A 23550-nucleotide genomic window follows, 5' to 3' on the forward strand; every position below is an offset into this window, starting at 1 on the left:
GCCTTCTAGTCGGTGTCGACCGGGGTTAGACCGTCCGCCCCCACGCGCCGGAAAAAGCATGATCGCGCGCCCGTGTGACAGCTGGGGCCGGCGGGCGTCGCCTTCACCCACACGGCATCCTGGTCGCAATCTATGCGAATGTCGCGGACCTGCAGCATATGGCCTGACGTTTCGCCCTTTTTCCAAAGGGACTGGCGGCTTCTGGACCAGAAATGGGCGAGTCCGGTTTCGACCGTTAACGCGAACGCTTCAGCATTCATATGGGCGACCATCAAGACGTCGCCTCCATCCGCATCGGTGACGACGGCTGTGATCAGCCCGTCCCGGTCATATTTGGGATTGAGGGTCAGGCCCCGGTCGCGTGCATCATCCATCGCCGCTTTATAGAAGCCTATGATCGGGATGCGAAGGGGTGAATATGGAAAGTTGGCTTTCCCGCGCCGTTCGGCACGCGCCCAATTAATTGATGCAGAAGGGGAAATGGGGCGATCGAGGGGATCCGAACCCCCGACCTCTGGTACCACAAACCAGCGCTCTAACCAACTGAGCTACGATCGCCACAGGGCCATATGGCCCGAGAGAGAAGCGGCACATATGCGGCCATTTCCGCCTCGTCAAGCGCCCAGATGGGTCTCTTCAACGAAAAAGGAAAGGGGGACGAACCGTCTGGCCCTTCCCCCAATCCGCCTCAAACATACAGCGGGCGATGGATTATCCACCTGCCGCGCCGCTCTCCTAAAAACTTCCCACCAACTGTCGGCCAGATGCCGCTAAAAGGGGGCAGAACGATCCGGCGAACCGGATGCCGGATTTTAGTTTACCGAATCCTTCAGGCCCTTGCCAGCCTTGAACTTGGGCTGAGCCGAAGCCTTGATCGTCATGGTTTCGCCAGTGCGCGGGTTACGACCGGTGGACGCCTTGCGCTGCGAAACGGAAAAGGTGCCGAAGCCGACGAGGCGAACTTCATCGCCCTTCTTCAGCGCGGCGGAAATGGATTCGAACACACCCTCAACAGCCTTGGTCGTGTCGCTTTTGCTCAGGCCGCTCGTTTCAGCGACGGCGCTGATAAGATCCTGCTTATTCATGCCTTGGAACCCCCTTCTAGCTTTATGGATAAACGTCGGAATCGCGTAAGCGGCGCAATAAGGCGCAGCTTTTAATGACTGTCAAAGGGAAAACGACAAAAGAACCGGCATCGACAAGATTTTCTGATCCAGATCATCTCTCATCAAACCGGCTCTTAACAGCCACTTAACCCTTGTCAGTGACGCAAGGACCCATCCCCGTCCCGGCCATGTGCGGGGCTGGGTTGCGCGGCCAGGTCATCTTCTTCGGTCCAGGCAATCGCTTCGGGGGTGGAAACCAGTGCCCGCGCCAGCACTTCATCCACATGCGCGACCGGCACGATTTCCAGTCCCTCGCGGATATTGGCCGGAATCTCAGCGAGATCCTTTTCATTTTCCGCAGGGATCAGGACCGTCTTGATCCCGCCACGCAGCGCGGCGAGCAGCTTTTCCTTCAGCCCGCCGATGGGCAGCACCCGACCGCGCAGCGTCACCTCACCCGTCATCGCCACATCCTTGTGGACGGGGATGCCGGTCAGCGTCGATACGATGGTGGTCACCATGCCAATGCCAGCGGAAGGCCCATCCTTGGGCACCGCGCCTTCGGGAAGGTGAATGTGGATATCCTTGCGAATGAAGATGCTGGGCTTGATGCCATAGCCCGGTGAGCGCGCCTTCACATAGGAGAAGGCCGCCTGAACCGATTCGTTCATCACTTCGCCCAGCTTGCCGGTCGTCTTGATCTGTCCCTTGCCCGGCACTGTCACGGCTTCGATGGTCAGCAATTCCCCGCCGACCTCGGTCCAGGCGAGGCCGGTCACGGCGCCGATCTGGTTTTCTTCTTCACCCATGCCATGGCGGAATTTCCGTACACCGGCATAGTCCGCCAGATTGTCCGGCGTGATCGTCACCTTTTCGAACGCGCCTTCCAGGATCTTGCGCAGTGCCTTGCGCGCAAGCCGGGCGATTTCGCGCTCCAGCGTCCGCACACCGGCTTCCCGCGTATAATAGCGGATGAGGTCACGCACCGCCGCCTCGGTGACTTCCAGTTCGCCATCCTTGAGGCCATGGGCGTCGAACTGTTTGGGGAGCAGGTGCCGTTGGGCAATCTCCACCTTCTCATCCTCAGTATAGCCTTCGAGACGGATGATCTCCATGCGGTCGAGCAATGGCTGCGGCAGGTTCAGCGAGTTGGCCGTCGTCACGAACATGATGTCGGACAGATCGACGTCGATCTCCAGATAATGATCCTGGAACTTACTGTTCTGTTCCGGGTCCAGCACTTCCAACAGTGCCGAAGCGGGATCACCCCGGAAATCCTGGCCCAGCTTGTCAATTTCATCCAGCAGGAAAAGCGGGTTCATCGTCCCCGCCTTCTTCAAGTTGGTGACGATCTTGCCCGGCAGTGATCCGATATAGGTGCGGCGGTGGCCACGAATTTCGGCTTCATCGCGCACGCCGCCCAATGACTGGCGCACGAATTCACGGCCTGTCGCCTTGGCGATCGAGCGACCGAGCGACGTTTTGCCGACGCCCGGTGGCCCAACGAGGCACAGGATCGGACCTTTGAGCTTGTTGGTGCGCGCCTGAACAGCGAGATATTCGATGATCCGGTCCTTGACCTTCTCCAGCGCGAAATGATCTTCGTCCAAGATGGCCTGCGCCCGCTTCAGGTCATTCTTGACCTTGCCCTTCTTGCCCCAGGGAAGTCCCAGCAGCACGTCCAGATAATTGCGGACGACGGTCGCCTCGGCGGACATGGGTTGCATGCCCTTGAGCTTTTTCAGCTCCGCCGTCGCCTTGGAACGCGCTTCCTTGCTGAGCTTGGCCTTGGCTATCTTTTCGGTCAGTTCGGCGAGTTCGTCGCCTTCCTCACCCTCTCCATTACCCAGTTCACGCTGGATCGCCTTCAGCTGTTCGTTCAGATAATATTCGCGCTGAGTCTTTTCCATCTGGCGCTTCACGCGGCCCCGGATTTTCTTTTCGACCTGCAACACGCCCAGTTCGCCTTCCATGAAGGCAAAGACCATCTCCAGCCGCTTGACCGGATCAGCCTCAACCAGCAGCGACTGCTTGTCGGCGACCTTGACATTGATATTGGCGGACACGGCATCGGCCAGTCGTCCGGCGTCTTCGATCTCACGCAGTTGCACGGGCGTTTCGGCCGGCAGCTTCTTGTTGAGCTTGGCGTAATTTTCAAACTGTTCCGCAACCGAGCGCATCAATGCGGCGGCTTCGGGACCTTCCGCAGCGATCTCTTCAATCGGGCTGACATCCGCCACCAGATGCGTGCCGTCCGCGTCGATCGATACGAGTTGAGCGCGGCTCTTTCCTTCGACCAGCACGCGCACCGTGCCGTCGGGCAGTTTGAGCAATTGCAGGACGACGGCGATGACGCCCGTGTCGTACAGCGAATCCCGGCTGGGATCATCCTCCGCAGGGTCAAGCTGCGAAACGAGGAAGATTTCTTTATTGCCTTCCATAGCCGATTCAAGGGCGGCGACGCTTTTGTCGCGGCCAACGAACAGCGGCACGATCATCTGCGGGAAAACAACAATGTCGCGCAGTGGAAGAAGGGGATATTGCGTGTTCATTCAATCTCCGATGCCGCCGGTCTCTTGGCCGCCATGCAGTTCATCGCTTTATGGGGACAGTCATCCCGCCATTCAATCGCGCCAGCCTATTAAAGGAACCATGAACGGCGACTGAGGACGTGCCCATATTCTTCAGAAAGGCAGCTTGAAGCCGGGAGGCAGGGGCAAACCGCTGGTCATCTTGGCCATTTCAGCAGAGCTTACCTCGTCTGCCTTTTTGCGCGCGTCGTTGAACGCGGCGGCGACGAGATCTTCCAGCATCTGCTTTTCCGAAGGGGCGAGCAGGCTGTCGTCGATCGACACGCCCACGATCCGACCCTTGGCCGATGCGCGCACCTTGACCAGGCCGCCGCCAGCAGCGCCTTCAACCTCAATCTTGTCCAGATTATCCTGCGCGCGTTGCAGTTCCTCCTGCACGCGGTTGGCCATGCCCAGTATCTCGTTCAGATCCTTCATCGCTCTGCGCTCCATTGTTCCAGCTCATCGCTAAGCTGCGCATGCGGGAAGGCCGCCATTGCCGCCTTCACCACGGGTGTTTCCAATATTTCCGCTCGCTCATCAGCGCGCCGTTGCTGTTCCTGTTCCAACAGGGATGGCGCAGCGGGGCCATCGCTGATCCGCACCTGCCAGCGAACCTTTGTCGCCTGATGCAGCGCGCCTTCCAGCGTCTTTGCAAAATTCGCGTCGAGCGGCGGGGCAAGCTGCATTTCCAGCGATTGCGGCGCGTAGCTGACCAGGCGCACGCAGTCCCTGATCTGCCCTGCGATCATGTGCCGCCCGCCATCCTCCAGCATGACGATCATCTGTTCGAATGTTGCGGGAAGCGAAGCGGCGGGGCCTTCGCTTGCCGGTGCGTCGGGGGCGCCCGAAATCGGCGCGCCCGGCGCGGCCGACGGTCCATCGCGCAGCAGACGGGCGATCTCACCCGGATCAGGCATGGTCGCGGCATGCATCACCCGTAAAAGCGCCATTTCGCAAGTTTCGATGGGAAAGGCAGCGCTCGCCACCTCGTCATGTCCCTTGAGCAGCAACTGCCACAGACGATGGAGCGGCGCGAAGCCGATTTGCGAGGCCCAGTTGGCCAACGCTTCCCTCTCTTCCGCCGACTGCCCCGGACTGGCGATGTCGCGCCCGGCCTTCAACAACGTCACGGCATGGACCAATTCCAACAGGCCACGAACCAGTGCAAGCGGTTCGACCCCCAGCGCATATTGATCGCGCACCGCCCCCAATAGAGCGCCAGTGTCGCCTTCCAGCAGCAGGGCCAGCAAGCGCCGCACAGCAGCGCGATCCGACAGGCCCAGCATCTCACGCACCTGGGCGGCGGTGACCCGCGGCGCACCTTCACCCATTTCCGCATGGGCGATGGCCTGATCCAGAATGGACAGGCCATCGCGTGCTGAGCCTTCAGCCGCCTGCGCGATCAGCGCGAGCGCGTCGTCTTCCGCAGCGACGCCTTCGGCTTCGACGACATGGGCGAAATGCGCGGAAAGCATTTCCGCCGGGATGCGCCGCAGGTCAAAGCGCTGACAGCGGGACAGGACGGTGACCGGCACTTTGTTCACTTCAGTCGTGGCGAACAGGAACTTCACATGCGCGGGAGGTTCCTCCAGCGTCTTGAGAAGCGCGTTGAACGCGTTCTTCGACAGCATGTGAACTTCGTCGATGATGTAGATTTTGTATCGCGCGGAAACGGCTGCGTAACGCACCGCCTCAATAATCTCTCGCACGTCATCGACGCCGGTGTGGCTGGCAGCGTCCATTTCCACGACATCGATATGCCGACCTTCGGCAATTGCAGTGCACGGTTCGCACTGACCGCACGGGTCAATCGTAGGGCCGCCCCGTTCGTCTGGACCAACGCAATTGAGCGCTTTGGCGATCAACCGCGCCGTGGATGTCTTGCCCACGCCGCGAACGCCCGTCATCAGGAAGGCATGAGCCAGCCGCCCGCGACGAATGGCGTTGCCCAGCGTCTGGACCATCGCATCCTGCCCGATCAGCTCATTGAAATTGCGCGGCCGGTATTTGCGCGCAAGCACGCGATAAGGCTGAGGTGAATCGGACATAAGGATCAACCTAGCGGCTTAGCGGGCGGCTGTCGAAGCCGGAAAGCCGGATAAGGGTGGGAGCCGGAACGACCCGCGGCGAAATCGTTGTGGCTGCTTCCGTCAGGACCTGACCAAGTTGGCGACGACCACGTCCGCCCGACTCCCGCGGCGCATATGGCGAAAGGGATCGGCGATGGCAAGGGCGCAAAGTGCGCGCGTCCTTACTCCAGCCCCGTGCGCTGCGCCTTGCCGATCAGCCCAAGCGCCGCCCGTGCCGCTTGCGCAATCGCGCTGTCAGCTGCCTTGGCATCGACCGTGGGCCGATCGAGAAAGATTGCGAGGACATATTCTTCGCCAGACGGCGCCTTGACCAGGGCGACATCATTGAACGCCGTGCCGCAGCTGCCTGTCTTGCCTCCCGATGTCCAGCCTTCGGGCAGTCCGGCCTTGATGCGACGGTCGCCCGTGCTGCTGCCGTTCAGCCATTCACGCAGTCGCTTGGTGCTGTCGGGTTGCATGTCCTGAAATATCAGGCGCGCCATGAGTCCAGCCATCGCCGCGGGGCTGGTCGTGTCGCGCACGTCCCCTTCCGCATTTTCGTTCAGGTCGGGTTCGTTGCGGTCCAGCCTGCTGACCGCATCGCCATGCGAGCGCATGAACGCCGTCAGTCCTTCTGGTCCACCCACGAAGGGAAGCAGCAGATTGGCGGCGCTATTGTCGCTCACTTCCACCGCCGCTTCGGCGAGTTCGGCCATCGACATGCGCCCGCGCTTCATGTTCGCCTTTACGACTGGCGCATATTCCTGGAGGTCGGTTTTGGAAAAGGCGACCTGCCCGTCCAGCCCGAACTTGCCTGCTTCCGCACCCATCAGCACGGCAGCCGCGAGAGGCGCCTTGAAGGTAGAGCACATCGCGAAACGGTCGTCCCGGTTGAAGCCGAGCAGCAAAGCGCCCTTGCTGTCGATCAGCGCCACACCCAGCCGTCCGCCAGTCTCTTTTTCGATTTCGCGAGGATTGCGCGCGGCTTCCATTGCCGACTGGCTGACCATGTAACGCGGCGCGGGCGGCAGGAGCGACTGGCGTTCCTGGGCAACCGCGCTGCCGATCGTCACAAGCATCGCCGTAGCCAGCAAAGCGGCGGGCAGGACCAAGCGCATCTGCTTACATGCCCTGCATATTGTGGGATTGGCCGGGAATGCGGACGACAAGGCCGTCCAGCGTGTCATCAAGGACGATCTGGCAGGACAGACGACTGGTCCGCGTGGCCGCCGCCGCAAGGTCGAGCATATCCTCCTCCGCTTCGCTGGCGATAGTCAGCCTGTCAAAATGATCCCGATCCACGATCACATGGCAAGTGGAACAAGCCATCTGACCTTCGCAGGTCCCTTCCAAAGGCTGGCCCGCCGCCTGGGCGACGTCCAGCAGGACCGATCCGCTGGCGGCGTCGATTTCCTGTCGATGTTCGCCATCGGCGCTGATGAAGGTGACCCTGACCATATTGCGACTTCCCTTGGCTTTATGGCGCCGCTTGTGCGGCTGCCGCTTTATTTATGATTGCCGCCGCATCCTCCAATTCGGCCAGTGTCGTGTATCGACCAAAGCCGATCCGAACCGATCCACGCGCCTCTCCGTCCGGCAGTCCCAGGGCGCGCAGCACATGGCTAGGACGCCCGGACCCGCTCGCGCAAGCACTGCCGAGCGAAAAAGCGACATTGCGGCAATCCGACAACAGGCGCGCGCCATCAATGGCTTCGCGGCGCAGATTGATATTTCCATGATAGCGGCAGTCCGCGCTGCCGTTCAGGGTCCAGTCGGCGAACAGCGCCCGCGCCAGGTCCCAGAGCGCTTCGACATGGGATCGGTCAGCGTCCGCCCTTTCCCGCATCAACCGGGCAGCGACGCCGAAACCCGCGCACAGGGCAGGCGATAGAGTGCCCGAACGCAGCCCCCCTTCCTGCCCTCCACCATGGATGACGGTTTGAAGCTGCACCCTATCGCGCAGCCAGAGTGCGCCCACGCCCTTGGGTCCGTGGATCTTGTGCGCGCTAATCGCGATCATATCGGCATTTTGAGGCAGCGGCACGCGGCCATAGCCCTGCACGGCATCGCATAGAAACAGCGCGCCCGCTTCATGCGCCATATCGGCGAGTTGGGCGACAGGCTGGATCACGCCGATCTCATTATTGACCAGCATCGCCGCGACCAGCGCCACACCGGGTCGAATTGCGCGCGCGGCTGCATCCATATCGACCAGGCCATCCGGCCCGACGGGTAGAATGGCCATGTCGCGTCCGTTGCCCTGCTGAGCCAGCACGGTATCCAGCACCGCCGCATGTTCCGTCGCGATGGTAACGATGCCGCCAGCAGGAGCGCCCTGAATGGCGATGTTAAGCGCTTCGGTCGCGCCTGATGTGAAGAGAAGCTGGCCGCCGGGCGGCAACAACGTCCCAACTTCCGCCCGTGCATGCTCGACATGGGCCGCGGCTGCCCGGCCCAGCCTGTGCGCACTATGAGGATTGGCGAACTGTTCGCGGAGCAGCGGCACCATGGCGTCAAACACTTCGGGCGCGAGCGGCGTTGTCGCCTGATAGTCGAGATAGATGGTCATCGCCGTCCACGTTCCATCAGGCCCGTCCACTGGCGCAGGAAGCGATCCACATCCGCCTCATCCGTAGCCGGACCAAAGCTGACGCGTACAACTTCGGATGCGGCGACATCGTCCCAGCCCATGGCATGCAGCACATGGCTGGTCTTTAGCGAACCGGATGAGCAGGCGCTACCCGCCGACACCGATATGCCCGCCATGTCGAACTGGATCAGTTGCGCACGGGCCGACACGCCCGGCATGCGATAGCTGGCAATCGAAGCGATGCGTGGAGCGTCCCGCGCAACCACTTCGCCCCCAGCCGCCTCTATTCCACTGTCTAGCCTTGCCCGCAGTCGTTCAGCCTCCGCCAGCCAGTTCCGCCGCTCCTCCAGCGCAGCCATCATGGCGATCACGCCCGGCAGATTTTCCGTTCCGGCCCGGTAGCCTTGTTCCTGCCCGCCACTGGGGCGCAAAAGGGCAAGGTTCTTGACCAGCAGTGCGCCGATTCCCGGCGGGCCGCCGAATTTATGTGCGCTGATCGCGATCATGTCCGCGTCCGGCAGGGGGAGCTTGCCCGCGCTTTGGGCGCAATCGGCGAACAGCCACGTGTCGGCGCGATCGATTTTATCAAGCGGCTGGATGACGCCGGTTTCGTTATTGACGTGCTGGACCGCAATCACGCGCGGAAGCACGGAGTTAGACTTGGTGTCGACGCGCCCGTCGCGACCGACCGGCAGCCGACCGACTCCAGGCGTGACGCGCAGGACGGAATCATGTTCTACCGGCGAGGTCGCAATATCGTCGGCAGGTACGTGGCCCAGCGCCATGGAGATCGCTTCGGTCGCGCCGGAGGTGAAGATGACATGCGCCTGCCAGCCCAGCGCACGCGCAATCCTGCCCCGCGCGTCTTCCAACACAGCGCGCGCCGCACGCCCTTCGGCATGGGGGCTGGACGGGTTGGCCCAGCGGTTCATCGCTTCGATCATCGCCGCTTTCGCTTCGGCCATCATCGGCGTCGTTGCGGCATGATCCAGGTAAAGGCGATCGGCGGCCACTAGGCGGCTATACTCATTGATTGCGGAAACGGCGGTGACTTCTATATAGGCGGTCTGCCGCGCAACGCCAGCAAAGGCTTGCGCCCCCGCATCCAGTCAGCCGTTCGCGGCCATAACCATAATAAGGTGCCATGCCCGACGTTATCTTTCCTGGCCCTGAAGGCCGCCTTGAAGGGCGTTTCAGCCCTCCGCCCCGCCCTCGCGCCCCTGTCGCGATGATCCTTCATCCCCACCCGCAAGGCGGGGGCACGATGAACGATCGCATCACCCAGGCGCTTTACAAGACGTTCGTGAAACGCGGATTCGCGGTTTTGCGCTTCAACTTCCGGGGCGTGGGACGTAGCCAGGGGACATTCGACAACGGCGTCGGTGAATTGAGCGATGCAGCCGCAGCGCTGGATTGGGTGCAGAGCTTCCATCCCGAAGCGCAGACCACCTGGATCGCCGGATTTTCATTCGGCGCGTGGATCGGCATGCAATTGCTGATGCGCCGTCCTGAAATTCGCGGCTTCATCTCGGTCGCTCCGCCCGCGAACATGTACGACTTTTCCTTCCTGGCGCCTTGCCCTTCGTCCGGCATCATCGTCCAGGGAACGGGCGATGAGGTAGTGACCGCCAGCGCCGTGCAGAAGCTGGTCGACAAGCTGCGCACACAAAAGGGCATCACAATCCATCATGACGAAATCCGTGGCGCGAACCACTTTTTCGAACATGAGCTGGACCAGTTGATGAAGTCCGTCGACAATTATCTCGACATGCGGCTCGCCCCCGACTCTCCGATCCGCTGATCCTGATGGGCAGGCGGATTGATGGGCTCGCCCCTTCGATCCGCCAGCACCCCCGCAAAGCGCAGCTTGCCCAGGCGGGTGAAATTCCTGCTTGGCCTTGTCACCCTTCGCGGCTAGCCGCCACGCCTGATGACCGAACCGAAAAATGACGCCCGCCTGATCTGGAGCCGCTATTACAGCGCCTTCATACCCGCTCCGCCGGGGCCGGCCTTTGTCGATCGATTGAAGGCCGCGAGCGGGGCTATTGGCGGCATCGCCATCACGGGCCTGTTGTGCGGCCTGATGTTGGGAAATGGCATCACCCATCCCTTGCTGGTCGCGCCAATGGGGGCATCCGCCGTCCTGCTGTTCGCCGTGCCTGCAAGCCCGCTGGCCCAACCCTGGTCAGTGTTCGGCGGTAATGTGATTTCTGCGGTCGTCGGCATCGCCATTGCCAGAGCGATCCCCGATCCTACCGTCGCCGCCGCGCTGGCCGTGGGCTGCGCCATCGCGGCCATGTCGCTGCTGCGCTGCCTTCATCCACCGGGAGGTGCGGTTGCGCTGTCGGCTGTGCTTGGCGCGAGTGGAGCGGCCCCCAGCTTCATGTTCGCGTTGGTGCCGGTTGCGGTGAATACCGCCCTGCTGCTCGTCGTGGCGATAATCTTCCACCGGATTGCCGGGCACAGCTATCCACATGTCGCGCCCAAGGCACCTAGCCCGCATGGAACGCAGGATAGCGCTCCGCCGCTGCGCACCCCGTCGGAGCGTGATGTGGAAGAAGCCCTGGAAGCCTATGGCGACGCTCTGGATGTGGATGCTGCCGACTTGCATGTCGTGCTGCACGACGCCGAAATACGCGCCGCCGAGCGGGTTCATGGCGACCTTACCTGCGGAGAGATCATGTCCCGGGACGTTATCGCGATAGGCGAAGGGCAGCCGGTTTCAGAGGCGCGGCAGTTGCTCTACACCCGGCGGCTCTTGTCGTTGCCGGTGCTTGACGAAGCCGGGCGCGTGCGCGGCCTGGTCGGGCCGCTCGACCTGGCGAAAGCTGGCGAGAGGGTAAGGGACATTGCGTCCGAACCCCTGCTGGTCACTTCCGCGACCCCGGTGGCCCAGCTGCTGCGGCCACTGACCAGCGGAACGCGCCGCGAAGCGATTGTCGTGGATGATGATCGCCGGTTACGCGGCCTGGTGACGCAGACCGACCTTCTGGCGGCGATAGCATTGCATCCCTGATCAGTTACCGCCATCCAGTAGGGCGACATCAGGTCCCGGAATGGCGGAAATGCCGACGTTGGCGAACATCACCAATCCGGCTATGATCATCAGGATACCGCGTTTGCGATCCCCCTTCCTGACGATCGCGTAAATGCCGCCGCCGGTCAGGAACAGGCCCGCCAGCATCAGGATGGATAATATCGTACCAGTCATGATGCAGGCCATAAGGCGGCAGCTGGACTGTGGCAATTGATCAGCGCACCCCCTATGAGGCGCGGGACGAATCACCCCCATATGATGCAGGGGACGGCATATGAAAATCGCAATCGCTTCCGATCACGCCGCTGTCGATCTGAAGGCGGAACTGACAGACTGGCTGCGTGCTGAAGGACATGAGGTAAACGACCTTGGCCCGGCGACCGCCGACCGCGTCGATTATCCTGATTATGGTTACAAGCTTGCAGCCGTTGTGGCCGCTGGCGACGCCGATCGCGGCATTGCGCTGTGCGGATCGGGCATAGGGATTTCGATTGCCGTGAATCGCAACCCCGCATGCCGCGCCGCCTTGGTATCCGAACCTCTGTCGGCCGCGCTCGCCCGCGAACATAATGATGCCAACGTTCTCGCCCTGGGCGCCCGCCTGACCGGCGTCGACATGGCCCGTGCCTGCATCACAGCATTTCTTTCCACCGAATTCGGCGGTGGCCGCCATAGTGGCCGCGTCGAAAAACTGTCCCAGCCCGCGCTTCAAGGAGCCAGCCGATGAGCACAGCCGCCCTCGCCCAGCCTGACCTGTCCGACATCCGGGCCGAAGGATATTTCACCCGCGGCCTGGCCGAAGCCGATCCGGCAGTCTTTGCGGGCGTCGCCAGCGAACTGATGCGCGAACAGGCCCAGATCGAACTGATCGCGTCCGAAAATATCGTGTCAAAGGCAGTGCTGGAGGCGCAGGGCAGCGTCTTCACCAACAAATATGCCGAAGGCTATCCGGGCAAGCGCTACTATCAGGGCTGCGCGCCGTCGGATACGGTCGAACAGCTGGCCATCGACCGGGCCAAGCAGATATTCAACTGCGGCTTCGTCAATGTGCAGCCCCATTCGGGCGCGCAGGCGAACGGCGCGGTGATGCTGGCGCTGACCAAGCCGGGCGACACCATCATGGGCCTGTCGCTCGACGCTGGTGGCCACCTGACGCATGGCGCAAAGCCCGCCCTGTCGGGCAAGTGGTACAATGCCGTACAATATGGCGTGCGCGAAGATACGCATCTGATCGACTATGACGCTTTGGAAGCGCAGGCGATCGAGGCCAAGCCGACGCTCATCATCGCGGGCGGATCGGCCTATCCCCGCCACCTCGACTTCGCCCGCTTCCGCGCGATCGCTGACAAGGTCGGCGCGCTGCTGATGGTCGATATGGCGCATTTCGCTGGGTTGGTCGCTGGCGGTGCGCATCCCACGCCCTTCGGCTTCGCCGATGTCGTGACCACGACCACGCACAAGACCCTGCGCGGTCCGCGCGGCGGCATGATCCTGACCAATGATGAAGCCATTGCGAAGAAGATCAATTCGGCTGTGTTCCCCGGCCTGCAGGGCGGGCCGCTGATGCACGTCATCGCCGCCAAGGCGGTTGCATTCGGCGAAGCGCTGCGGCCCGAATTCAAGACCTATGCCCAGGCGATCGTCACCAATGCCAAGGCGCTGGCCGCCAAGCTGGAGCAGCGCGGCCTGGCCGTGGTTTCCGGCGGCACCGACACGCATCTGGCGCTCATCGACCTGCGCCCCTACGGCATTTCGGGCAAGGATGCTGACGAGGCGCTGGAGCGCAGCTTCATCACCTGCAACAAGAATGGCGTGCCGGGCGATCCGTTGCCGCCGACCAAGACCAGCGGCATTCGCGTGGGTTCGCCCGCAGGCACGACCCGCGGCTTCGGCGTCGCGGAATTCGAAGCGATTGGCGATATGATCGCCGACGTTCTGGAAGGTCTGCGCGATACCCAGCGTTCCGGCGGCGAGCATGGCGACGCGGCGGTCGAGGCCAATGTGCGTGACCGGGTGACGGCGCTTTGCGCCCGCTTCCCGATTTACGAAGGTTGATCGCCTCCGTTCGTTTCAAGGGGTGGTCGAGGCGCGGCGGCTGTGCCATCCCGTGTCTCGAATCGCCTGAAACGAACGGAGCTAATCACTGAATGCGTTGCCCCTTCTGTGCCCATGACGACAGTCAGGTAAAGGACAGCCGCCCCACCGAAGATGGCGCCGCCATTCGCCGCAGGCGGCAGTGTGAAGCCTGTGGGGCACGTTTCACTACATTCGAACGCATTCAGTTGCGCGACATCTGGGTGGGCAAGAGCGAGGGACGCAAGGAAGCGTTCGACCGGGACAAGCTCGCCCGGTCAATCGACATTGCCTGCCGCAAACGGCAGATCGACCCCAGCCGGTTGGAAAAGATGATTTCGGGCATCCAGCGCCAGCTGGAAACGAGTGGTGAAGGGGAAATTCCTGCGCGCGCGATTGGCGAAATGGTGATGGAGGGCCTCAAACGGCTCGACAGCGTCGCGTACATCCGCTTCGCGAGCGTGTACAAGGACTTCACCGACGCGCGGGACTTTGAGGATTTTGCCGGGTCGGTGAAAGAGGTGGGGAGTGAGTGAGGCCGATAGCCCTGCTCCTTGCATTTCCTCGTCTGTCCTGAATAGCCATTAAGCCTTCGAAATGGCGGATCAGCCCCCACCCAGGACTAACGAAATGACAGCCAGCACCACATCCCGCCCCGTCATCGTTCTGGTCCGGCCACAGCTGGGCGAGAATATCGGCAAGGCCGCGCGCGCCATGCTGAATTTCGGCCTGACCGAAATGCGGCTGGTCAGCCCGCGTGACGGCTGGCCCAACCCTGACGCCGGTCCATCTGCGGCGGGGGCGGATGTCGTCCTGGATCAGGCGCAGGTTTTCGGCACGCTGGCCGAGGCTGTGGCGGATTGCGCGCATGTCTATGCCACTACGGTGCGCAAGCGGGGGGTAACCAAGCCAGTGGTCACGCCTGAAGAGGCCGCGCGCGAAGTGCATCAGGCAGTTGGCCGCTGCGCCTATGTCTTCGGACCGGAAAGGTCAGGACTGGAAACGGAAGATGTTGCGCTCGCCCGCAAGATATTGACGGTTCCAATCAACCCGGAATTCGGATCACTAAACCTGGCCCAGGCGGTGATCCTGTGCGCCTATGAATGGTCGAAACAGGCGGGGCTGGAGCAGCCCACTCTCAACGATCTTGGCGAGCCCGCCCCGCAAATCGAGCTGGAAGGCATGTTGGACCAGTTCGAAGCGCTTTTGGAGGATGCTGGCTATTTCTTCCCGCCCGACCGCGCCACCGCGACCAAGCGGACGTTGCGCAATCTGTTGACGAAGCCGGGTTGGAATCATTTTGAAGTGCGAACGCTGCGCGGCGTTCTGTCCACCCTGTCCCGCCCTCGGCGTCGCTAAGGGTGGGTTCAGGCCCTGAGCCGTTCAAACTCGTTCAGTTCGTAAGCAATGGACGCTTCGACCAGCCGGTCCCACAGGTCCGCGACGATGTCGGCAGGCACGCCCAGGCGTTCCGCTTCGGAGCGCGCGTTGGCGATGACTTGCGCCTTGCGCGCTTCGTCCCGCACATCGGCACGATCGGGCTTGATCCGTGCCGCCGCCCGCATATGAGCAAAGCGCTGGTCCAGCAGCGCGACGAGTTGCCGGTCGATAGTGTCGACGCCCGCGCGGACTTGCGCCATGCTGGTGTAGTTTTCCGGGTTCATGGGCAGCTGCCTAAGCCCGCATAACCGCCCTGTCGAGGGTTGACATGAGCCAGGCCCTTCTTCATAGGCGCGCCTTCGCGATTGGTCCCGCACTCCGGTGAAGCGGTGGCCCTGCCCCTTGTTTGAGGCAAGCAGGCGACGACCGGAAACAACGTTGTTAGCATATCGAAGGAAATATCATGTCGAAGCGTTCCAGCGCCAAGCATAAACTCGACCGCCGCATGGGCGAAAACATCTGGGGTCGCCCCAAGAGCCCGGTCAACAAGCGTGAATATGGCCCCGGCCAGCATGGTCAGCGCCGCAAGGGCAAGATGTCCGACTACGGCATCCAGCTGCGCGCCAAGCAAAAGCTGAAGGGCTATTACGGCGACATCACCGAAAAGCAGTTCAAGAAGAACTATATCGAAGCCGCGCGCATGAAGGGCGATACCGGCCAGAACCTGATCGGCCTGCTTGAGCGCCGCCTGGACGCTGTCGTTTATCGCGCCAAGTTCGCTCCCACCATCTTTTCGGCGCGTCAGGTCGTTTCCCACGGTCACATCTATGTGAACGGCGTGAAGTGCAACATCGCGTCGCGTCTGGTGAAGCCGGGCGACGAAATCACTTTGGGCAAGAAGGCGCAGGAGATGGCGCTGGTTCTGGAGGCGCAGAGCCTGCCAGAGCGCGAAATTCCTGACTATGTCGCTCCCGATGGCGCCACCAAGGTAACTTATGTCCGCGTTCCGACGCTCGACGAAGTACCTTATCCGGTCAAGATGGAGCCGAATCTGGTCGTCGAATTCTATTCGCGCTGATCGATCCAGACTTTTGCATTTTTCGGAAAGGCGGTCCTTATGGGCCGCCTTTTCTTTTGCGCTCCATGCCTTGCTCAGTATCGCGCGCCCTCCCCAAACAGCGGGCTGGGCCGATCAATCCCGGCGCAGATATGATTCGGGCTGGGATGGGATCAGGTGGAGAGCGATCCTGAACTTTATTTTGATGCAGGACGTGCACTCGCGAGCATGACCGGCAGGTCCAGCCGACCCCAGGCGATGAATTCCGTAACAGAAGCGACGGATCATTAATCGGCACATTTCCGCCAGTCCGTCACCGCGCGAACCCCGCTAACACCTAAAACCATGTCCCCGCTGGTGACAAAGGGCTGCTCGCAACTGTCCCCTTTTCGTACATGAGGCAGGAGTCGTTTCCACTTCCGCTACGGAATCCATAGGTTTAACTGCCCCCCATAAAAGAAACGCGGTCGCAACGAAGGGTGGATGCTCCATGGAGATCAAAAACGCAGTCACAATATTGCATGTAGGCAAGCTGGTCACGGCGGATAGGGAACGCTTATGCGTCGTGCATTCCCTCGCATCCAAGGAAGCGTTGATACGGACCACCCTGCCCCTGGATTCGGGGCAAAGCGTCACGCTGGCGCTGCGGAACGGCTTTACCATCGCTGCCGTGGTTGGTTTTGTTCAGGGCGACCAGGTCTTGCTGTTGTTCGAAGGGCAGATGTCCACCTCTGCCATGCTGGCGGAGCAGCGCGACGGACGTGGCGGACGAGAAGCCATACGCCTCCATTTCACCATGCCAGTTTCCGTCACGACGCCCGATGGCGACTGCAGTTGTGTGATGCAGGACATCTCCCTGTCCGGCGTCAAGGTCATCGACGAAACCGCATCATTGGCCGTAGGGACGGACGTCCAGATATCGATCGAAGGCCTTGGCAAGCGCGATGCAAGCGTTTGTTGGCGACAGGACCGCAGTTTCGGGCTGCAATTCCATGTACCGCTGGGATTCAAGCTGTTGGATCAATGGACCGCGCAGATGCAGGGCTGATGGGTGCGCCTCGGCGCATTTGCCACTTTCATGCAGGCTGTGATCCTGTAGAGGGCAGAAAGGATCCGCATCGTCAGGAGAAAGCCCATGACCTTCCATATGCCTGCCGAATGGGCGCCGCATGAATGGACGTGGATCGGCTTTCCGGCAAATGCCGAAGAATGGCCCGGCGCTTTTGACGACGCGCGGCGGCAGATCGCCGATTTCGCCAACGCCCTGCACGCAGGCGGGCGTGGCGAGGAAGTGCGGCTGGTCGCCGCCAGCGAAACGGATGCACAGGCTGCCCGATCGCTGATCGATCCGGGCGCCGAAGTCGTCGTCCAGAAGCTGGGTGACGTCTGGCTGCGGGATACCGCCCCGATTGCAGTCATGCGCGGCAAGGAGCGTGCGCTCGTCGATTTCGGCTTCAACGGCTGGGGCGGCAAATACCGGATGGAGGGCGATGAGGATATCGGGGCGCGATTGGCCGCCACCACCGGCCTGCCCACATCCACACAGCAATGGGTGTTCGAAGGGGGAGCGGTGGATACCGATGGCACCGGCCTGTTCGTCACGACCGAACAGTGCCTGCTCAATCCCAATCGCAATCCCGACCTGGATCGGGGCAAGATCGAAACGCTGCTGGCGGGCGCCCTGGGGCTGTCGGATATGTTGTGGCTGGGCGACGGGCTGCTGAATGATCACACCGATGGCCATGTCGATAATCTGGCCCGCTTCCTGGCGCCAGGCCTTCTGGCACTGCCAGAAGCGACGACAGCCGACGATCCCAACGCCGCCATCTATGCCGATGCCCTTGCCAGGGCCAAGGCGTTCGGGATCGAGGTAGCGTCCATTCCCTCCCCCGGCCGGGTCGTCGTGGATGGCGAGGTCGTCCCCGCCAGCTACATGAATTTCTACATCGGCAATGCGGTGGTCATCGTCCCATTATATGGCTGCCCCAACGATCGGGCCGCCGTTGATGCGCTGCGCCCCTTCTTTCCCGGTCGTGAGGTTGTGGGATTGCCCAGCAACGCGATCCTTTCGGGCGGGGGCAGCTTCCATTGCACGAGTCAGCAAATGCCATCTGCCTGAACCTTGCACCGGCACTTTCCTGCCCTATTTGCTGATCGTTGCCTCTGCCGCCCCTATGGGCACTCGTCTCCAGGGACCATGAACCAATGACCAAAGTGACTGTCGCCGCGCTTCAACTCGCCTTTTCCGAAGACATGGCGAGCAATATCGAAATGGTTGCTGGCCAGGTCGTGAAGGCGGCGGCACGGGGCGCGAAGATCGTGCTGCCCCCCGAACTGTTCGAAGGCCCCTATTTCTGCAAGGTGGAGGATGAGGCCTTGTTCTCTCAGGCGCTGCCGGTGGGACAACATCCCGCCGTTCAGGAAATGCGCAAGGTCGCCAAGGCGCATGGCGTCTACATTCCCACCAGCTTTTTCGAACGGGACGGCCAGCATTATTACAACTCCCTCGCCATGATCGATGACGAAGGGGAGATTATGGGCATCTACCGCAAGAGCCACATCCCCGATGGGCCGGGTTATGAGGAAAAATATTATTTCCGGCCCGGTAATTCGGGATTCAAGGTCTGGAATACGCGGCATGGGGTCATCGGCGTCGGCATCTGCTGGGACCAATGGTATCCCGAAACGGCCCGCGTCATGGCCCTGATGGGGGCTGAAATGCTTTTCTATCCCACCGCCATCGGTTCGGAACCCTATGACGCCGACCTGGACACCAGCCGGATGTGGCGGCGCGCGATGATCGGCCATGCGGTCAGTAATTGCATGCCCGTGATCGCCGCCAACCGCATAGGTGAGGAACAGGGGCAGAAATTCTACGGACACAGCTTCATCACGGACGAATGGGGCGATTTTGCAGCGGAAGCCGACAGCAAGGATAATGGCGCACTGGTGGCGACACTGGATCTGGACCAGGCGCGCAAGCACCGCGCAGGCATGGGATTCTTTCGCGACCGACGGCCAGAGCTTTATGGCCGGATCGCGCAGGACATTTGATGCCGCAAGGCCGACGCTTTGCAGCGCCAGTGTGACACGGCAAACGCTGGTTCCATGACGGCCCATCGCGCCCTTCACCTCTATGCCTTGGCGCTCGGCTCGAACCGTGCCTTGTCCGCCGGGCGCACGCCTGCCCGCCTACTGCAGGAGGCCGCTTTACGGATCAGCGCGCTGGGATATGTCCGCGCGATGGCGCCGGTCCTGGCAACCCGCCCGCTTGGCCCTTCCGCCCGGCAATTCGCCAACAGCGCCCTGATTGTTGAAAGCGCGCTGACGCCTGACGAGATGCTGAAAGCCCTGCAGGGAATCGAAGACAAGCTCGGTCGCCGCCGTCATCGGCGCTGGGGCGCGCGCAGCATGGATATCGACATCATTCTGTGGTCGGGGGGATGTTGGCAAAGCCGCTCGCTCACCATTCCCCACCCCGCTTTCCACCTGCGGGAATTCGTGCTGGACCCGCTTCGCCAGATCGCGCCCGGCTGGCGACACCCGGTTTCCGGTCGCTTTGTCCGCCACCTTCATGCGCGGCTGCGAAAAGCGACACCAATCCCGCTTCCTAGAGGTTGACCCGCCGCATCGCCGCCTTTAGGGCGTGCAGACCTCGCAGCGTGAGGGCCCTTAGCTCAGTCGGTAGAGCAACTGACTTTTAATCAGTAGGTCGCTGGTTCGAACCCAGCAGGGCTCACCATATATCTCAGATATATAGGTGGTGCTGCCGCCGTCGGTGGCCTGGCCGGGTAGCACATAGGCCACCTACAACGACATTTCTGTCGCAGCACAATCATGCGTCTGGCGCTTGCGCTCCGATGATCGACGCTTTGATCCCGTCGCGGAACTCGCGGCGTATGGGGTATGTGTTGGATGGAAAATGCTGCGTCAGCAATATGCCGATCGTGCGTTGAGCAGGATGAACGACAAAAAAAGTCGAAAACACGCCGCCCCAGAAAAACTCACCAGTCGCCAGATCGGTGGCGAATCCCAGGCCAAAGCCCACGCCCGCATAATCCGCCTCGCTGAACATCGAGGAGGAAAGGCTGGCGAGGTCGGCGCCACCGGGCAACTGATTGGCGTGCATCATCGACAGCGTGTCTGGCCGCAGCAGCCGGGCCCCGTCCAGTTCGCCGCCACGCAGGAGCATGAGGGCGAACCGGTGATAGTCCTGCGCGCTGGAAACCAGGCCGCCTCCGCCCGATCGGAAGCGCGAAGCACGTCGCCAGCTACTCCGTTCGCCACGGTCATATAGTGACAGCCGCCCGCCCGGCCCCAGCTGCCAGGCATCGGTCATCCGGCCCACTTTGTCATCGGGCAGGTCGAAGAATGTGTCGTGCATGCCAAGCGGCTGGAATATCCGTTCAGCGAAGAAACTTGCCAAATCCATTCCGCTCAGTCGTTCGACCACGACCCCCAGCACGTCGGTGGAGATGGAATAATTCCAACGGTCGCCGGGAGAAAATTCCAGCGGGAGGCTCGCCACCGCTTGGATAAACTCCTCGGAGCTTCGTTTCTGGTGAAACTCATCGAGGCCAAGGTCACGGTAACGCGCATCTATCGCCGTTCGCTGTTGCAAGCCATAAGTCAGGCCGGACATGTGCCGCAGCAGATCAATCATCCGAATCGGGTGTCGCAGCGGCTCTCCGTTCAAGCCGACGCGCAGGTCCGCAAATTCCGGCAACACCGTCGTGACCGGGTCGTCGAGCGCCACCAACCCCTGCTCCGCCAGCATCATGAAAGCGATGGACGTTACCGGCTTGGTCATCGAAGCGATGCGGAACAGGGCATCGTCCTGCAACGGCTCACCGGTCGCGCGAGCCTTGCCGCTAATGTGGCTCAGGAGCAGCTTTTCGTCACGCGACACAAGCAAGTGCAAATGCGGCAGCTTGCCTGACGCAACATAGGTGCGGTCCAGCCCTTCCGCCAACGCGCGAAGGCGCCCGGCGTCCATGCCCACTGACTCCGCAGCCGCTTCGTTCACCCACATTGTCGCCTGCATCCTGCCTCCAGCCGTTGAGACTTCAGCTAGGACAGCGAAATTGCGCCGATGTCCATATGACCGGCTTCATTCCGGCTGGATTGCAAAGTCGAAGATTCGCGCAGAGCCTGTCCCGCTGCCCCACATGCCCGGTCCCGCACCTGCGCTAACCGAATAGAGGAAGCCATATTCACCCGCCGCCAGTTCCCCCGCCGGTGTCACCTTGAACACGCCTGGCGTTATCTGTTCATAGTCGAAGGCGATCCGGTCCTTGTCCATGACACCAGACTTTGCGCCAGCCAAGTTCATGCTGCCGACCCGCGTTTCGCGCCGGTCCTTCTTCACGTCGAAGCGGATCAAGGTGAATTCATTAGGCGATGTGATCGCCGTGGCAGGCCCCGACAGCCAGAGCGAAGGTGCGCCGGACTGCGACAGACCCCGGCTGCTCTCATCGAAATAGAAATAGAATGTTGGGCGCGACTTCGGGGTCCGTGTCCTTGCGCTGGTGTTTGGAATAACCGCCTTGATGCTGAGGGACGCGATGCCGCCGGTGAAGGCATAGCCCAAAATGCCTCCGGTCTTGCTCTGGTTCGAAGTCGTCGGGTCGATCCGCGCCATCCTGACCTGCGGCGCGCCATCCATCAGCATGTAGATGCCCGATGGATGGGGCACCAATGGATCAGGGGAATCAGCCGAAAATGCCGCTTTCGCCGAAACGGAGCCAGATGTTCCCGCATCGATCATGGCGGCGATGACGGTGCCCGGCACGCCTCGTTTCTTGAGCGAAATCAGGTCATCCGTCGACAGCGCATAATGAGCGGCCGAAGCCCTGACCTTGGCAATGACGGCTTCGTCGCCAAGGCCAGCCTGCACCAGCGCCACCACCATGTCGTTGGTCAGCGTTTCTGCCCGAACGCCGCCCGGCAAGGTACAAGCGCCCATCAGCGCCACTGCCGCCAGCCTGCTCCATGATTTCATAGTCGCCCCCCATACGCTGAAAGCCCCCCGCTTCCAGCTTTTCAGGGGCTTAGACGCCGCATGACAGTTCAGGCAAGCGCCTTGCGGACCAATTCGTTCACGACCTGCGGGTTGGCTTTGCCCTGCATCGCCTTCATCGTCTGTCCGACGAAGAAGCCGAACAGTGCTTCCTTGCCCGCCCTATATTGATCGACCTTGTCGCCATTGTCGGCCAGCACCTTGGCTACCGCCGCCTCGATCGCGCCGGTATCGGAAGTCTGCTTCAGCCCCTTTTCCTCGACGATTTTGGGTGCGCGATCGCCGGTTTCGAGCATGATTTCGAACACCTGCTTGGCAATGGTGCCGCTGATCGTGCCATCGGCGACCAGCGCCAGCAGTTCCGCGCCTTCCTCAGGGCCGACGGGGCTGTCCTCCAGGCTTTTGCCGAGCCGGTTGAGCGCGCCATAAAGCTCCGACAGCAGCCAGTTGGCCGACGCCTTGGCTACTTCGCCCTCGCTCTTTTTCTGGATGCGCGCCGCTTCGGCCAGCAGCGCCTCGAACCAGCGTGCGGTATCCGCGTCAGCGGTCAGGGTCGCGGCATTATAGGCGGAAAGGCCCAACTGCTCTTCATAACGGTGGCGTTTGACATCGGGGAGTTCGGGCAGCGATCGGCGACATTCCTCCAGGAAAGCATCGTCCAGTTCGAGCGGCAACAGATCGGGATCGGGGAAGTAGCGATAATCATGCGCATCTTCCTTCGACCGCATGGACCGCGTTTCATTCTTGTCCGGGTCGTAAAGGCGCGTTTCCTGAACGATCTTGCCGCCAGCTTCCAGCACGTCGACCTGACGGCTCGCCTCATATTCGACCACCGCCATGACGAATCGGACCGAGTTCACATTCTTTGTTTCCGTGCGCGTGCCGAATTCATGCCCCGGCTTGCGGACGGAAACATTGACGTCGGCGCGCATCGAACCCTGGTCCATATTGCCGTCGCAGGAGCCGACATAGCGAAGGATGGTTCGCAGCTTCGACAGATACGCCCCTGCTTCTGCGGGAGAACGCATGTCCGGCTTCGACACGATTTCCATCAGCGCCACGCCGGAACGGTTAAGATCGACATAGGAACGCGTGGGATGCTGGTCATGCATCAGCTTGCCCGCATCCTGCTCGACATGGATGCGTTCAATGCCGATCCGCTTGGTTTCCGCATCGGGGTTTTTCTCGTCGAGATTGATCTCAATCTCTCCCTCGCCCACGAGCGGGTGATAGAGCTGGCTGATCTGATAGCCCTGCGGCAGATCGGCGTAGAAATAATTCTTGCGATCAAAGCGCGACCATTTGTTGATCTTCGCATTGATCGCCATGCCGGTGCGCACTGCCTGGCGGATGCATTCCCGGTTCGGCACGGGCAGCATGCCGGGCATGGCCGCATCCACCAGCGAAACCTGCGTGTTCGGCTCCGCACCGAAAGCCGTCGCGGCGCCGGAAAAGAGCTTCGCCTGGCTCGTCACCTGCGCATGGACTTCCAGGCCGATCACGACCTCCCACTCGCCGGTTGCGCCCTGAATGCGATATGCTGTGTCGGTCATTTTCTTGTCCTCAAGTGTTCCTGCGAAGGCAAGAACCCAGGGTGAGTGCAGAGCCAAGTGGCCCTGGGCTCCGGCCTTCGCCGGAGCACGGTT

General features: G+C 61.6%; 24 protein-coding genes, 2 tRNA genes, 1 other RNA gene and 1 pseudogene. 12 read left to right on the plus strand and 16 right to left on the minus strand.

All coding sequences use genetic code 11. The features are described from left to right. Positions 1-5: 5 nt before the first annotated feature. The 11 genes from hisI to ACI3KQ_RS05570 all read right to left on the minus strand — a co-directional run bounded on the left by hisI (position 6) and on the right by ACI3KQ_RS05570 (position 9351). Entirely contained in the window at positions 6-374 is a 369-nt protein-coding gene (hisI, locus tag ACI3KQ_RS05520) for a phosphoribosyl-AMP cyclohydrolase (protein ID WP_404955583.1), read from the minus strand. Positions 375-481: 107 nt separating this feature from the next. Continuing rightward, positions 482-558: transfer RNA gene (locus ACI3KQ_RS05525), tRNA-His, on the minus strand. 254 nt (positions 559-812) lie between these two features. After that, complete coding sequence (locus ACI3KQ_RS05530) at positions 813-1085, minus strand: HU family DNA-binding protein (RefSeq protein ID WP_404955585.1); 273 nt, start codon at positions 1083-1085, stop codon at positions 813-815. 176 nt (positions 1086-1261) lie between these two features. Beyond that, positions 1262-3658 carry an endopeptidase La gene (gene lon, locus ACI3KQ_RS05535; RefSeq protein ID WP_404955587.1) on the minus strand — a complete coding sequence of 799 codons (2397 nt, stop codon included), beginning with the start codon at positions 3656-3658 and terminating at the stop codon, positions 1262-1264. 132 nt (positions 3659-3790) lie between these two features. Beyond that, positions 3791-4114 (minus strand): YbaB/EbfC family nucleoid-associated protein, encoded by a 324-nt coding sequence (locus ACI3KQ_RS05540; RefSeq protein WP_404955589.1) that lies wholly within the window; start codon positions 4112-4114, stop codon positions 3791-3793. Continuing rightward, positions 4111-5727, minus strand: a complete 1617-nt coding sequence (locus ACI3KQ_RS05545) for a DNA polymerase III subunit gamma/tau (RefSeq protein WP_404955591.1) — start codon at positions 5725-5727, stop codon at positions 4111-4113. Before ACI3KQ_RS05545 ends, ACI3KQ_RS05540 begins: the two co-directional genes overlap by 4 nt. Positions 5728-5779: 52 nt before the next feature. Then, positions 5780-5877: signal recognition particle sRNA small type (ffs, locus tag ACI3KQ_RS05550), an RNA gene on the minus strand. A gap of 53 nt (positions 5878-5930) precedes the next feature. Further along, a complete protein-coding gene (blaSGM, locus tag ACI3KQ_RS05555) occupies positions 5931-6860 on the minus strand; it encodes an SGM family class A beta-lactamase (protein WP_404955593.1) in 930 nt (309 codons plus the stop codon). Positions 6861-6870: 10 nt separating this feature from the next. Further along, positions 6871-7206, minus strand: coding sequence for a 2Fe-2S iron-sulfur cluster-binding protein (locus ACI3KQ_RS05560; protein WP_404955595.1), 336 nt, complete (start codon positions 7204-7206; stop codon positions 6871-6873). Positions 7207-7225: 19 nt separating this feature from the next. Further along, positions 7226-8317 (minus strand): cysteine desulfurase family protein, encoded by a 1092-nt coding sequence (locus ACI3KQ_RS05565; protein WP_404955597.1) that lies wholly within the window; start codon positions 8315-8317, stop codon positions 7226-7228. Then, on the minus strand, positions 8314-9351 hold the full coding sequence (locus tag ACI3KQ_RS05570; protein WP_404955599.1) for a cysteine desulfurase family protein: 1038 nt from the start codon (positions 9349-9351) through the stop codon (positions 8314-8316). Before ACI3KQ_RS05570 ends, ACI3KQ_RS05565 begins: the two co-directional genes overlap by 4 nt. A gap of 131 nt (positions 9352-9482) precedes the next feature. Here ACI3KQ_RS05570 and ACI3KQ_RS05575 point away from each other — a divergent pair, with 131 nt between their 5' ends. Both ACI3KQ_RS05575 and ACI3KQ_RS05580 read left to right on the plus strand, forming a co-directional pair. Beyond that, positions 9483-10139 (plus strand): alpha/beta hydrolase, encoded by a 657-nt coding sequence (locus tag ACI3KQ_RS05575; protein ID WP_404955602.1) that lies wholly within the window; start codon positions 9483-9485, stop codon positions 10137-10139. A gap of 129 nt (positions 10140-10268) precedes the next feature. Then, the gene (locus tag ACI3KQ_RS05580) at positions 10269-11354 is read left to right on the plus strand and encodes an HPP family protein (protein ID WP_404955604.1); all 1086 of its coding nucleotides are present in this window, start codon (positions 10269-10271) and stop codon (positions 11352-11354) included. On the opposite strand, the gene ACI3KQ_RS05585 is transcribed toward ACI3KQ_RS05580, so the two are convergent. After that, the gene (locus ACI3KQ_RS05585) at positions 11355-11549 is read right to left on the minus strand and encodes a hypothetical protein (protein WP_404955606.1); all 195 of its coding nucleotides are present in this window, start codon (positions 11547-11549) and stop codon (positions 11355-11357) included. A 100-nt stretch (positions 11550-11649) separates the two neighbouring features. Here ACI3KQ_RS05585 and rpiB point away from each other — a divergent pair, with 100 nt between their 5' ends. From rpiB to ACI3KQ_RS05605, 4 genes and pseudogenes are all read left to right on the plus strand, one after another. After that, positions 11650-12102, plus strand: coding sequence for a ribose 5-phosphate isomerase B (gene rpiB / locus ACI3KQ_RS05590; RefSeq protein ID WP_404955608.1), 453 nt, complete (start codon positions 11650-11652; stop codon positions 12100-12102). Then, the gene (glyA, locus tag ACI3KQ_RS05595; RefSeq protein WP_404955610.1) at positions 12099-13430 is read left to right on the plus strand and encodes a serine hydroxymethyltransferase; all 1332 of its coding nucleotides are present in this window, start codon (positions 12099-12101) and stop codon (positions 13428-13430) included. The genes rpiB and glyA overlap by 4 nt, the downstream gene beginning before the upstream one ends. 92 nt (positions 13431-13522) lie before the next feature. After that, positions 13523-13984 (plus strand): transcriptional regulator NrdR, encoded by a 462-nt coding sequence (gene nrdR, locus ACI3KQ_RS05600; RefSeq protein ID WP_404955612.1) that lies wholly within the window; start codon positions 13523-13525, stop codon positions 13982-13984. Positions 13985-14054: 70 nt separating this feature from the next. Then, positions 14055-14807, plus strand: a pseudogene (locus tag ACI3KQ_RS05605) (RNA methyltransferase); the annotation flags it as partial. Between the two features lie 8 nt (positions 14808-14815). Here the strand turns inward: ACI3KQ_RS05605 and ACI3KQ_RS05610 are convergent. Next, on the minus strand, positions 14816-15112 hold the full coding sequence (locus ACI3KQ_RS05610; protein WP_404955614.1) for a chorismate mutase: 297 nt from the start codon (positions 15110-15112) through the stop codon (positions 14816-14818). 179 nt (positions 15113-15291) lie between these two features. On the opposite strand from ACI3KQ_RS05610, the gene rpsD reads away from it, so the two are divergent. The 6 genes from rpsD (at position 15292) to ACI3KQ_RS05640 (ending at position 19627) form a co-directional block, all read left to right on the plus strand. Then, positions 15292-15906, plus strand: a complete 615-nt coding sequence (gene rpsD, locus ACI3KQ_RS05615; protein WP_404955616.1) for a 30S ribosomal protein S4 — start codon at positions 15292-15294, stop codon at positions 15904-15906. 469 nt (positions 15907-16375) lie between these two features. Beyond that, positions 16376-16933 (plus strand): PilZ domain-containing protein, encoded by a 558-nt coding sequence (locus ACI3KQ_RS05620; RefSeq protein ID WP_404955618.1) that lies wholly within the window; start codon positions 16376-16378, stop codon positions 16931-16933. 87 nt (positions 16934-17020) lie between these two features. Further along, complete coding sequence (locus tag ACI3KQ_RS05625) at positions 17021-18004, plus strand: agmatine deiminase family protein (RefSeq protein WP_404955620.1); 984 nt, start codon at positions 17021-17023, stop codon at positions 18002-18004. Positions 18005-18090: 86 nt separating this feature from the next. Then, on the plus strand, positions 18091-18939 hold the full coding sequence (aguB, locus tag ACI3KQ_RS05630; protein WP_404955622.1) for an N-carbamoylputrescine amidase: 849 nt from the start codon (positions 18091-18093) through the stop codon (positions 18937-18939). A gap of 54 nt (positions 18940-18993) precedes the next feature. Next, positions 18994-19506, plus strand: coding sequence for a 2-amino-4-hydroxy-6-hydroxymethyldihydropteridine diphosphokinase (gene folK, locus ACI3KQ_RS05635; RefSeq protein ID WP_404955624.1), 513 nt, complete (start codon positions 18994-18996; stop codon positions 19504-19506). A 45-nt stretch (positions 19507-19551) separates the two neighbouring features. Beyond that, positions 19552-19627 (plus strand) — tRNA-Lys (locus ACI3KQ_RS05640). Positions 19628-19720: 93 nt separating this feature from the next. On the opposite strand, the gene ACI3KQ_RS05645 is transcribed toward ACI3KQ_RS05640, so the two are convergent. From ACI3KQ_RS05645 to gatB, 3 genes are all read right to left on the minus strand, one after another. Then, positions 19721-20929, minus strand: coding sequence for a serine hydrolase domain-containing protein (locus ACI3KQ_RS05645; RefSeq protein WP_404955626.1), 1209 nt, complete (start codon positions 20927-20929; stop codon positions 19721-19723). A gap of 66 nt (positions 20930-20995) precedes the next feature. Beyond that, the gene (locus tag ACI3KQ_RS05650) at positions 20996-21886 is read right to left on the minus strand and encodes a hypothetical protein (protein WP_404955628.1); all 891 of its coding nucleotides are present in this window, start codon (positions 21884-21886) and stop codon (positions 20996-20998) included. A 68-nt stretch (positions 21887-21954) separates the two neighbouring features. Continuing rightward, positions 21955-23457 (minus strand): Asp-tRNA(Asn)/Glu-tRNA(Gln) amidotransferase subunit GatB, encoded by a 1503-nt coding sequence (gatB, locus tag ACI3KQ_RS05655; protein WP_404955630.1) that lies wholly within the window; start codon positions 23455-23457, stop codon positions 21955-21957. Positions 23458-23550 lie beyond the last annotated feature (93 nt).

Origin of the sequence: Sphingobium sp. ZW T5_29 (assembly GCF_044987515.1) — a bacterium.
GTDB lineage: Bacteria > Pseudomonadota > Alphaproteobacteria > Sphingomonadales > Sphingomonadaceae > Sphingobium.